General features: G+C 54.8%; 9 protein-coding genes and 1 tRNA gene. 7 read left to right on the plus strand and 3 right to left on the minus strand.

All coding sequences use genetic code 11. The features are described from left to right. Window positions 1-205 precede the first annotated feature (205 nt). The 7 genes from H6F57_RS20910 to H6F57_RS20940 all read left to right on the plus strand — a co-directional run bounded on the left by H6F57_RS20910 (window position 206) and on the right by H6F57_RS20940 (window position 9,472). Complete coding sequence (locus H6F57_RS20910) at window positions 206-1,234, plus strand: aspartate-semialdehyde dehydrogenase (RefSeq protein WP_190628227.1); 1,029 nt, start codon at window positions 206-208, stop codon at window positions 1,232-1,234. A 304-nt stretch (window positions 1,235-1,538) separates the two neighbouring features. Next, window positions 1,539-2,444 carry a 4-hydroxy-tetrahydrodipicolinate synthase gene (gene dapA, locus H6F57_RS20915; protein ID WP_190628229.1) on the plus strand — a complete coding sequence of 302 codons (906 nt, stop codon included), beginning with the start codon at window positions 1,539-1,541 and terminating at the stop codon, window positions 2,442-2,444. Window positions 2,445-2,857: 413 nt separating this feature from the next. Next, window positions 2,858-4,747, plus strand: a complete 1,890-nt coding sequence (locus H6F57_RS20920; RefSeq protein ID WP_190628231.1) for a ribonuclease J — start codon at window positions 2,858-2,860, stop codon at window positions 4,745-4,747. Window positions 4,748-5,307: 560 nt separating this feature from the next. Then, a complete protein-coding gene (locus H6F57_RS20925; RefSeq protein ID WP_190628233.1) occupies window positions 5,308-7,461 on the plus strand; it encodes an Rne/Rng family ribonuclease in 2,154 nt (717 codons plus the stop codon). 3 nt (window positions 7,462-7,464) lie between these two features. Beyond that, window positions 7,465-8,061: a ribonuclease HII gene (locus H6F57_RS20930; RefSeq protein WP_190628235.1), complete on the plus strand. Its 597-nt coding sequence runs from the start codon at window positions 7,465-7,467 to the stop codon at window positions 8,059-8,061. 119 nt (window positions 8,062-8,180) lie between these two features. Next, window positions 8,181-9,311 (plus strand): DUF2235 domain-containing protein, encoded by a 1,131-nt coding sequence (locus tag H6F57_RS20935; RefSeq protein WP_190628237.1) that lies wholly within the window; start codon window positions 8,181-8,183, stop codon window positions 9,309-9,311. 79 nt (window positions 9,312-9,390) lie between these two features. Next, window positions 9,391-9,472: transfer RNA gene (locus H6F57_RS20940), tRNA-Leu, on the plus strand. 449 nt (window positions 9,473-9,921) lie between these two features. Here the strand turns inward: H6F57_RS20940 and H6F57_RS20945 are convergent. Genes H6F57_RS20945 through H6F57_RS20955 form a run of 3 tightly spaced genes read right to left on the minus strand, consistent with a single transcriptional unit; the run spans window position 9,922 to window position 11,744 of the window. After that, window positions 9,922-10,194 carry a DUF3143 domain-containing protein gene (locus H6F57_RS20945; protein ID WP_190628240.1) on the minus strand — a complete coding sequence of 91 codons (273 nt, stop codon included), beginning with the start codon at window positions 10,192-10,194 and terminating at the stop codon, window positions 9,922-9,924. A gap of 42 nt (window positions 10,195-10,236) precedes the next feature. After that, window positions 10,237-10,845, minus strand: a complete 609-nt coding sequence (locus H6F57_RS20950; RefSeq protein ID WP_190628242.1) for a J domain-containing protein — start codon at window positions 10,843-10,845, stop codon at window positions 10,237-10,239. 47 nt (window positions 10,846-10,892) lie between these two features. Next, the gene (locus H6F57_RS20955; protein WP_190628245.1) at window positions 10,893-11,744 is read right to left on the minus strand and encodes a hypothetical protein; all 852 of its coding nucleotides are present in this window, start codon (window positions 11,742-11,744) and stop codon (window positions 10,893-10,895) included. Between the last annotated feature and the right edge of the window lie 53 nt (window positions 11,745-11,797).

Consider the following 11,797-nt stretch of genomic DNA (forward strand, 5'->3'; position numbering starts at 1 on the left):
GCCATTCCTTGGCTTTAGTCCACAATTCTGAGTCTCCTAGGCCTTAGCCTGAGAGCGTTGACCCCTCAATAACTAGCTTGGTATGTTCGGTGTGTCCTTAATATTTCGGAGGACTGTCTGGTCAGCAGTGGTGCTATTAGTAGGCGAAGGCAAATGTTAGTATCGGCTGATGCAATGCGTTCTGTGAGTAGGTTGAGGTAGCGCTGTGGCGAACGGGCTGAGAGTTGCGATTATGGGGGCCACCGGGGCCGTGGGGGCAGAGTTGCTGGCGCTGCTGGATGAGCGATCGTTTCCCCTTAAAGACCTGACGCTGTTGGCGTCTCCCCGATCGGCAGGCACCACGTTGACCTTTAAGGGCGAAGAGATTCCTGTTCAAGCGCTGAGCGATAGCTCTTTTGACGGCATTGATCTGGTGCTGGCATCGGCAGGCGGCTCAGTATCTGAGGAATGGTTGCCCAAAGCAGTGGCGGCGGGTGCCGTGTGCATCGACAATTCCAGCGCCTACCGAATGGATCCCTCCGTACCCCTGGTGGTGCCTGAAGTGAATCCTGAGGCGGCCCGAACCCATCAAGGCATTATCGCTAACCCCAACTGCACCACCATTCTCATGGCCCTAGCCGTATGGCCGCTACACCAGGTACAGCCCGTGCAGCGCTTGGTCGTTGCTACTTACCAGTCAGCCAGTGGGGCCGGAGCGCGGGCGATGGAAGAGGTGAAGCAGCAGGCCCGCGCCATTTTGGCTGGGGAAGAGCCGGTGGCCGAGGCATTCCCCTATCCCCTGGCGTTTAACCTGTTTCCCCACAACTCGCCCCTCAACGAGCAGGGATATTGCCAAGAAGAAATGAAGATGGTGAACGAGACCCGCAAGATTTTTGGGGCTGACAGTCTGAGAATCTCGGCCACCTGTGTAAGGGTTCCCGTACTGCGGGCCCACTCCGAAGCGGTTAATATTGAGTTTGCGGCACCATTCTCGCCCCAGGAAGCTAAGGCGTTACTGGCCAAGGCTCCCGGAGTTAAAGTGGTTGAAGATTGGGCGCGGAACTACTTTCCCATGCCTATGGAGGCCAGCGGCCAAGATGATGTGCTGGTAGGCCGTATCCGTCAGGACATTTCTAATGCCAACGCCCTAGAACTCTGGCTCAGCGGCGATCAAATTCGCAAAGGGGCAGCCCTAAACGCGGTGCAGATTGCTGAACTGCTGCAAGTTCCCCAAGCTGTTGGAGCCAGTCATTAAGGTAGCGCTCAGCGAAGCCAAAAAGTTTTGGATAATGCTTGAGGCTAGGGCGATCTTAAAGTGGGTGCGGATTGCACTCATTGGCAAGGATCAGTAAGGAGTAGCAGCGGTAGGGCGGATGGTGCTCACATCGGTGGAGCTGTTGGGTAAACCCATTCTCTGGGATGCGATCGTCATTCAATCACCGCCATGGTTCGCCGAACCTGCGGGGTTTCTAGCCTACAATCTTCCCTAGGACCGACCCGTCAGGGGTGAACTTGGTATAATCTCAGGGTCATTAAACTTAGGATTTAAGGCATTTCGGGTGACGTATTTTGGCAGAGTGCTAACGGCAATGGTGACGCCATTTTCTGAAGATGGCTCCGTTGACTACGCCGTGGCTGAGCGCCTGGCCGACTACTTGGTAAACAACGGCAGTGACGGGCTGGTAGTGTGTGGCACTACGGGTGAGTCGCCTACCCTGAGCTGGCAAGAAGAGTATCAGCTCTACAAGACGGTGCGCGAAGCGGTGGCTGGCCGTGCTAAGGTGATCGCGGGTACTGGGTCTAACTCAACCTCTGAGGCCATTGAGGCTACCCGCCATGCCTGTGACCTAGGGCTAGATGGGTCTTTGCAGGTGGTGCCCTACTACAACAAGCCCTCCCAACAGGGGCTTTACCAGCACTTTAGCCAGATTGCGGCAGCGGTGCCCGACCTGCCCATCATGCTGTACAACATTCCGGGACGTACGGGTTGTGCGCTGGCAATTGAAACTACTGCCCGCCTGGCAGAAATATCGAATATAGTAGCTATTAAGGAGGCTAGTGGAAGTTTAGACCAGGCCAGTCAAGTTCGTTATTATACTCCCGCTGAGTTTGGCATCTACTCTGGGGATGACTCATTGACTCTGCCGGTGCTCTCGGTCGGCGGTTGTGGAGTGGTGAGCGTAGCCAGTCACCTAGTTGGCCCTCAGATTCAAGCCATGGTGCAGGCCTACGAAGCCGGAGAGACCCGGTTGGCCACAAAAATACATTTGCAGCTGTTGCCTTTGTTCAAGGTTTTGTTTGTCACCACAAACCCGGTGCCCCTCAAAGTGGCTCTAGCGCAGCAGGGATGGCCAGTAGGGGCAGTGCGATCGCCCCTGTGCATGCCCGATGAATCTGTGTGTGTTGCGATCGCAGAGGTGCTCCAGCAGCTCTCTGACCAGGGTGTTTTAGCCACCAAAGCATAGACCAGTGGGCCTGACGTTGGGCTTTGAGCTTCTGTATTTGGTCCTATACGGCTATCTCCAAACCGGTTTCGGCTTGCCTCTTTGGCAGAAGCTGATTACTGCTTTAGTTTTCTAACAACTGAATAGTCTGTTTATCCTTTATCTCTGTGTGAACCGTATTTATGGCTCTATCCGTACTGTCTATAGCCCTGGCTGTTCTACCTCTCGATGTTGCGACATCGACATGGGCTTCAATCTCTATAGCGTCTGCTACCGGCCGCTAGCGTCTAGCCCCGTGCATTTCGACAAGCGGCTGTATCCGTTCAGGTATGGCGCAGATCGAAAATGCCGATGCGGTCAGGCTCTAGGTGCCGTCAATTCTTTGTGTAACTGTTCAATTTTTCCATCTCAATTGTTTACTGACGAGATTGTTTATGACTTCAAAATCTGCCAATACTGCCCTGAAAATCATCCCGCTGGGAGGGCTGCACGAGATCGGCAAGAATACCTGCGTTTTCGAGATTAATGACGAAATCATGTTGCTCGACGCAGGGCTAGCCTTCCCCACCGACGGTATGCATGGGGTCAATATTGTGCTGCCCGATGTTACTTACCTGCGGGAAAATCGCCACAAGATTAAGGGCATGATTGTCACCCACGGTCACGAAGACCACATTGGTGGCATTGCCTTTCACCTCAAGCAGTTTGACATTCCAGTAATCTACGGCCCTCGTCTGGCGATGGCACTTTTAGAGGGCAAGCTGGAAGAGGCCGGGATGAGCGATCGCACTGAGTTACGCCCCGTGCGCCCTCGCGAAACCGTGCGAGTGGGCAACTCTTTTCTTGTGGAGTACATCCGCAACACCCACTCCATTGCCGACAGCTGCTCGGTGATCATCCACACCCCTGTGGGCATTGTCATCCATACGGGCGACTTTAAGTTTGACCACACCCCTGTCGATGGCGAAACCTTCGACATCCAAAAGCTGGCAGAGGCCGGCGAAAAGGGCGTACTGTGCCTAGTGAGTGACTCCACTAACTCTGAGGTGCCGGGCCATACTCCCTCAGAGCGATCGGTTTTCCCCAATCTTGACCGCGAGTTTGGCAAGGCTCAGGGACGCCTGATGGTGACGACCTTCTCATCGTCAGTCCACCGAGTCAACATGATTTTGGAGCTGGCACAAAAGCACAACCGCAAGGTGTTTGTGGTGGGCCGCTCGATGCTCAATGTGATCGCCCATGCCCGCGACCTGGGCTACATCAAGTGCCCTGAAAGCCTGTTTTTGCCCCTCAAATCCCTGGGCCACACCGCCGATGAGAACGTGTTGATTCTCACAACCGGTTCCCAGGGTGAGCCGCTGGCAGCCCTCACCCGCATCGCTGAAGACTCCCACCGACAGATCAAGATCAAGCCCGGCGATACTGTCGTGTTCTCCGCCAACCCCATTCCCGGCAACACCATTTCGGTAGTCAACACCATCGACAAGCTGATGATGCGCGGGGCCACCGTGGTCTATGGCAAAGACAAAGGCATTCACGTCTCGGGTCACGGTGCCCAGGAAGACCAAAAGCTGATGCTAGCCCTCACCCGGCCCAAATATTTTCTGCCTGTTCACGGTGAGCACCGCATGCTGGTGAAGCACTCTGAAACCGCCCAAAGCATGGGTGTACCCGCCGAAAATATGGTGATTATCAACAACGGCGACATTGTTGAGGTGAATCCCGCTGGCATTCGCATTGCGGGTCAAGTACCCTCGGGCATTGAGCTGGTCGATGCCTCCCGCGTTGGGGTGGTGGGCCGCGACGTGCTCAAGGAGCGGCAGCAACTGGCCGAAGATGGCCTGGTTACAATTGCGGCTACCGTTGGCAGCAACGGCAAACTGGTAGCCGACCCCACCGTGCAAATTCGTGGGGTGGCTCAGTCAATTTCCCAAGAGCGCTTCCAGGGTCAGGTGAAGCAGGTAATCACTCAGGTGCTTTCAAACCGTGGCGCAGAGCTAGTAGTGTCTAACGGCAATGGCAAGTCTGCCCTTGACCTGGATGCGCTCAAAGCTGCCCTCGACCAAGACCTCCGTCGCTTGGTGCGGCGTGAGTTCGACAAGCGCGACCCCATGCTGATCCTGCTGATCCAGGGATCTGGCGTGGCGACTGTGGCTCAGCCTCAGCCTCAGCCTCAAACCCAAGCTGACCCCAAACCCAAGGCTGAGCCCAAGGCTCAGAAAAAATCGCCACCTAAGATTGAGGCCGAACCTCAGCCCGCGCCTCAAAGCGTAGTCACTGAGCGCCGTACCCGGACTCGGACCACAGCGGCTTCGGCTTCCTAGCCAATTTCGTGATCAGAGGGCGGGGCGATCGCAGGCACAATCAGTACCTGCGATCGCCCCGCCCTTTTTATTGCGGCTCAGTGGTGCAAGCCACGTAACTCAAGATTACAAGTGCGAATTTGCTCCACCTGTGGTAGCAAGACAGGCAATATTATGTTGCTGCTGCTGCTTGGCGCTATAATGCACTCAGCAGGAGCTAATGTACCTGAGCAAAGGTGCATAGCAAGTGTCTTAAGCAGCTACACAACCTTAGCGCTAAGTGCTTCTGTCCGAGTTTTTGTTCAGCTTGTGCGGTTTATCCCAAGCAGATCTAGCGCAAACGAGATCCAGTACGAACAAGAATTCTCAGAGTCGCCCAGCGAGTTAGGGGATCTGTGCATGCCCTTAGGAAGCAGAATTCATTGCGGTGTCGCAGTGGATTCTATTGCAAGACCTTTGCAAACGAGTTTTCCGATCGCTCGGTAGCGGTGTTGACGTGGCTGGTGAATGGCCAAATCACCCACTCAGGGCGGGAAAAGCAAACTTTATTCGCCCTGGTGAGCGTCGTATGAGGAATTTGGATGCCGAAGCAGATTGTTATTGCTGAGCAAAACCGGATCGCTGCGGTTTTTTCTGAAGATCAGATTCAAGAGCTAATTGTGGCCACCGGTAGCCATCAAGTTAGCGATATTTACTTGGGCACAGTAGAAAACGTGCTGCCTGGCATCGATGCTGCCTTCGTCAATATTGGCGACAGCGAGCGTAACGGCTTTATGCACGTCACGGACCTGGGTCCTTTAAAGCTGAAGCGCAGCGCTGGCTCCATTACTGAATTGGTTGTGCCCCAGCAAAAAGTGCTGGTGCAGATTATGAAAGAGCCCACTGGCAACAAAGGGCCTCGTCTGACTGGCAACATTAGTTTGCCTGGGCGTTATCTGGTCCTGATGCCCTCAGGTCGGGGGGTCAACCTGTCACGGCGCATTCGCAGCGAGAGCGAGCGCAACCGCCTGCGGGCTCTTGCCATTCTAATTAAACCGGCGGGCATGGGGCTGCTGGTGCGTACCGAAGCCGAGGGCATTAGCGAAAATGCCATCATTGAAGATTTAGAAACTCTGCAAAAGCAGTGGGAAAGCATTCAGCAGCAGGCCTTGAGCACTCGCCCCCCGGCCCTGCTTAATCGCGACGACGACTTTATTCAGCGGGTGCTGCGCGACGCCTACAACGCCGAAGTTAACCGCATTGTGACCGATTCCAGCACCGGCATGAAGCGGGTGAAGCAACACCTGGCCAACTGGAGCGATGGCCAAGTGCCCGCCGGGGTGCTGATCGATCACCACCGCGAGCGCATTCCCATTCTGGAGTATTTTCGAGTCAATGCCGCTATTCGCGAGGCTCTAAAGCCGAGGGTAGACTTGCCCTCCGGTGGCTACATCATCATTGAGCGCACCGAAGCGCTGACGGTGATCGACGTCAACTCTGGCTCCTTTACGCGCTCTGCCACGGCTCGCGAAACCGTGCTATGGACCAACTGCGAAGCCGCCGCTGAGATTGCTCGTCAGCTGCGCCTGCGCAACATTGCCGGGGTGATTGTCGTTGACTTCATCGATATGGACACGCGGCGTGACAAGCTGCAAGTCCTTGAACATTTCACCAAAGCCCTGCGTTCTGATAAAGCTCGGCCCCAGATCTCTCAGCTGTCTGAACTAGGTCTAGTAGAGCTGACCCGTAAACGCCAGGGTCAAAACATTTACGAACTGTTTGGGCGTCCTTGTCCGACCTGCGGTGGTTTAGGCCATCTGGTGCATTTGCCCGGTGAGGTGCCTATAGACAATAACAATGAATTTGCCCCTCGTGCCCTGGTTTCTGGGCCCAGTCCAGCTCCTCAGATAGCGCCAATTCCCCTCAGTGATCCGGGCGACTTTGATAGTCGTCCTGACCTGCAAGAGCTGGATTTGGGCAATCACCCTAGCTATCAAGATAAATCGGGCCGCGGCAACAACCGTCGCCGTCGTCGTCGCGACCCGCTGCCGACCCGAAGCAACGGCAAAGAAGCGCCTGTGGTGAAAGACAGTGGGCCGGACCCAGTTGACCTTAAAGAGCCGATTGAGTCGCTGACACCGCTGGTATCTCCTAAGGCTGAAGACGACAAGGCTGCGCCTCGCGGGCGCGGCCGAACTGGGGGACGAACCGATTCACAAAGCGAGCCGGCTCGGAATCGGAAATCCGTTGTGCCTGCCCAGGTGGTAACCGTCGAAATGACCCCCGATGAGCAGCGCATCTACGCCATGATGGGAATTTCACCCATGGTGCTGTCGACCCAAGAGGTAGCTGATCCTCGCAACGTGATGGTATCGGTGGTGTTGCCAGGGCAGGCTCCGCCCGAGATTGTCTCCCTGACCCCGATGGAAACTCCAGCAGAGGCTGCCGTTGAAGTGCCGCTGGTGGATATGACTGAACCAGCGCCCGCAGCGCCCAAGCCGTCTCCTAGCCGCACTGTGCGCACGCGCTCGGCCCGCGCCCAAGCCCAGGAAGCTGATGTCACTCCTCCTGAAACGATCACCTCAACTCCAGAACCGATCGCCTCAATTCCAGAACCCGCGATCGAACCCGCCCCTGCCGTTGAACTGAGCCCTATAGAGGTCACTCCCGAAGCCGAGCCAGAAGAACCGTCTAGCAGCGTGCGCCGTCGCCGCCGCCGTCGTTCCTCCTCCGCTGGCGACGGTGGTGACGAGTAGGTTTTGACCTCTGAAGTTCGTGAGTATCACCGGGCAGCTAGGATAGCTGGGGTCGATGAGGTGGGGCGAGGGTGTCTATTTGGGCCAGTGGTAGCGGCGGCGGTTGTGCTGTCGCCCCAAGCTTGTTGGCAGCTTCAGTCGCTAGGGGTGACCGATAGCAAGCGCTTGAGCGAAGCCCGTCGCGAAAGCCTGATAGAGCCCATTCAACGGTTGTCCACAGACTATGGCCTGGGCTTAGCCACTATCCACGATATTGAGCGCCTTAATATTCTCTATGCCAGTCTTTTGGCGATGAAACGAGCGCTGCATCGCCTGTCCACTTCGCCGGATCTCTGCCTAGTTGACGGTAACCAGCTCATTCCTCACTTGCACTTGCCCCAGCGAGCGGTGGTGCAGGGCGATCGCATCCACACCGAGATTGCCGCCGCCAGCATCTTGGCCAAAGTATGGCGCGATCGCCTCATTGTGCGCCTTGACCGTCGCTATCCCGGTTACCACCTGGCTCGCAACAAAGGTTACGGCAGTGCTGCCCATCGCCTAGCCCTGCAAACACTAGGACCCACGCCCCAGCACCGCCGTTCCTTTAAGGGGTGTGGCTAGCGCAGGATGGGGCTGTTGTTGCCAGTTCTCAACAGAACCTTACTTTTGATGGCAATGCGTTTGTAGACCAAAAGCCATCAAGATCCGGATTGTCCTAAATCTGCTTCAGAGGAACTGCCATGAAATGTCTTGTGATTTGCTGCGACGGCACGTGGCAAAAAGCTAGCCAAAGGTTTCCTACCAATGTGGTTAAGCTAGCCCAAATTATTCAAACCAACGATAAAAACTTGCAGCAGCCCCAGCTGCTGGAATACAGCCCTGGCATTGGTTCTGGTGGCAAGCTGATCAATCGCCTGGCTGGTGGAGCCTTTGGTTGGGGCATTGACGAAAACATCCAGGCTGCCTACCGCTTTCTCTGCCTCAACTACGACGACGGCGACGAAATCTACCTGTTCGGCTTCAGCCGTGGAGCCTATACCGTGCGCAGCCTAGCCGGGCTCATGCGCATTGCTGGGGGCTTGTTGCCCCGTGCCGAAGTGCTTAAGGTGCCAGCTGTTTACGACATCTACCGCAGTCAAGGCCGCTACATTGACAAACGCCACATCAGCAAAGGTGACTTTAACCGCCGCGAGCTAGAGCGCAAAAAGAAGGCTATGCAGTCCCTTAGCACTAGCGTGCGCTCTGCTAGAGTCACTGTGCTGGGTTGCTGGGAGACAGTAGGTGCTCTTGGTGTGCCACGCACTATTCCACTGCTCAGCCAGCTGCTCAACAAGAAGTATGAATTCCACGACCACCAGCTCAGCAACATCATCGATCACGCCCTCCATGCGGTTGCGATCGATGAAATGCGCAAAGTTTTTGACTTTACCCCCATGCAGCAAAGCCAGAAGAACATTGATGCGGGGCAAACCCTTCAACAAGTTTGGTTCCCGGGCGACCATGGTGCCGTTGGCGGCGGCGAGTTTGCATCCTTACCCCTCGCAGATGGTGCGCTGCTGTGGATGATTGACACCATACAAACCACTCTTGACCTAGGCCTAAAGTTTGACTTAAACCCACTGCAACGTGCTCCAACCTCTTCAAACCCGATTCAGGCACCCACCATTCGTCCAGACCCAACGGCTTTAGTACCCCGAGAACCTATCTCTTGGCTGTTTCGACTGACAGGTCTCCAGCGCCGTAGCATTCCTCCAGATGCAGTTCTTCACCGCAGTGTATTTCAGCGCTGGCAGGCACTAGGTGCTGGTTACCGTCCCAGCAATCTTCCTCCGGAACTGGTGAGCCAGCTCAACTCGTACATCTCGGCCTGAGCCAAAGCATTTAATTTAAAAAGAACGGGTTGAGAGCTTCCCACAGCCGACCGTTGTTTGCTATGCTAAATCACCGAACGCGGATGTGGCGGAATTGGTAGACGCGCTAGATTTAGGTTCTAGTGTCTTCGGACGTGAAGGTTCAAGTCCTTTCATCCGCATTGTTAACGAAGCGGTGTGTGAAGCAATTAGCTGCTTTACACACCGCTTCGCCTGACTGCCTAAATTTTTTACATTTTTAGAGAAATATTGGGTGTTGCTGAATTTAGACGTGAATCTGGGTAGAGGCGTGAGCGCAACTAAACCAGAGGCCTTATGGCTGCTCATCTTGACAAGAGACGTTAAGTTTTTGACTCATACCTGATCCAGCCGCTTTGTTCGCAAGGCATCTTTGCTTTTGTAGCAAAGGTTAGAGATCCCTTCTAAATTTCCGTGAAAAAGGGTTTTGAACTGGCCTCAACTCCCTTTTTCCAAGAGGGCAAAGATATCGGCAGATGTCTAACGCTACGGCAGAACTCTTTGCAAACAACCCATAGAATTGACCCTGACTAGGCGAAACAGGCTAACAGTAATTAATTGAAGGCTGTCATGCTGAGAAGCAAACTTAGCCCTAGGGGCCGGAGAAAATAGCTTCTTCTAAATCTTGTCGGCTTAGAGAGTACTTAAACACGCGCTGAATGTCTTTGTTATCTGACCCGGCGCTGATATAGCGCACCACAATGCAGTCGGTTTCAAGTAGAATCTCAGCTTCCCATCGGGGACGAATCACGTGCCAACAGTGAAGAGCATCGCTGTCTTGGGTACAGCCCCGCTGTCGTAGCCAAGCTTCGATGTCGGGCAGCGGGTAATTATAGAGAGGTGTGGTTGCGGAGGGAAGTGCCATAGCCGTGAGTTACAGAAATAAAGAGTGAATAGCAATACGTAACTACAGCCAAGTGGGTGGTGCAGATGTTAGAAATTTTGGACTAGGCAGCGCTTCCGGTAAAGAAGGTGCCCTTAGAGAGGTATCCCCTGCTGACGGTTTTGGCTCTAGTTGTTGGTCTAGAGTCACTTCAATGTCAGGGCTGGTCTGCGCAGGTAATGTCTCTAGATTGGCGGTATAGTTGCCTCGGGTCAGGCTGACGGTCACCACTAAGGCCAGGCAAGCTACAAAGGTAAGCCCTAAAATAAATAGGGCAAAAATTTCTCCAGCTGATAGGGGGCGATCGGTAGGGTCGAGATACATGTTGGCAGGCTCTCGTCGCTGGGGGGATGCTGGACGACTTAGTGGCTCCAAAGGCTGCATGACTGATATGCGAGAGTAGCCTACTTTCTGGTCGTAAGTCCAACGTCGATCGGGGCTGCTGAGAATGGCGTAGGCTTCGTTGAGCTGTTGAAATTTTTCAGTTGCTTCGGTAGCGGGCAAATCGGTGGTGTCGGGGTGGTAGAGCTTGCTGAGGTCACGAAAGGCACGCCGAATTTGCTGGGGGCTAGCAGTAGGCTTAACCCCTAATTGATCGTAATGGGTTTTAGGTCTTGGGTTTGCGTCAGGCATGGCATCCCACTGGCAGAGCAGTTAGCAGGGGTATAGGCTGTTTGCTCCTATCCCGGAGCTAAGTCCCAATCGTCAAAGGAGCGAGTTAGGCGAATTTGAGCCAGGGTAAATACGACAGGAATGACCCGACCGTGATTGGTTGCGATCGCGCGCCAGCCCAAATCAGCTAAAAACCAGCCCCACAGCGTGGGTCCTAGCACCGAAAACACGGCTCGAGTAGCGCCGTAACGAGCGGCGTTAGTGGCTACCCCTCGGGAGGCCATGCGGAGAGCAACCTGCCGGTGTACTTGGGTCAACATCGTGCCACCCCCTTTAATTACGGCCTGTCGGCTGATTTCGTAGCGGGCCATGTGGAAGGCCATCTGCTGAGCAATGTGCTGAAGCAGCCAGGGCTGTAGGACCGTGCTAATTGCCACGGCACTGCTGCCCTTGGCCAATAGACTGAGGGGGTTGGCTTGCAGGGCCAGGGGCAAGGCTTGAAATTGGGCTGATTCCTGTAGAGACTTTTGAACCGACTGCTGAAGGCGATCGCGCTCTGCTTTTGGCAGCTTCTTTAGGTTGCTGCGCAGCAGGTGCAAAAACACCTCTGCTTCTAAATCGTCGGTAGACCAAGCGGCCAGGTAAGGCACCTTAAGGTAATGGCAAATCTGAATCAGCGCCTGACGATAGCTGACTCGTTGGCTCTGGCCGTTGATCACCGTTAGCCCATCTGCTGCCAAAAACCGAAAGCGTTGCTCTAGGCGATCGAGCCACTGCTGCCGTGTGCCGCTCTGCACCGTCAGTGGATCAGCTTTTTGCAGATAATCTAGCGGGTTGAAGCGAGGCCTAAACAGCATTTCTGTTAGGGCCTCCAGTTCTTCATCTGTTGCTAGCTCCAGGGCAGACCGCAGCTCATCCACTGGGCATCACCATATTTAAAAACTGTCTTACATTTTTACACAATTCCCCAAGA

The sequence above is a fragment of the Leptolyngbya sp. FACHB-60 genome, from assembly GCF_014695775.1.
In the GTDB taxonomy this organism is placed as follows: domain Bacteria; phylum Cyanobacteriota; class Cyanobacteriia; order Phormidesmidales; family Phormidesmidaceae; genus Nodosilinea.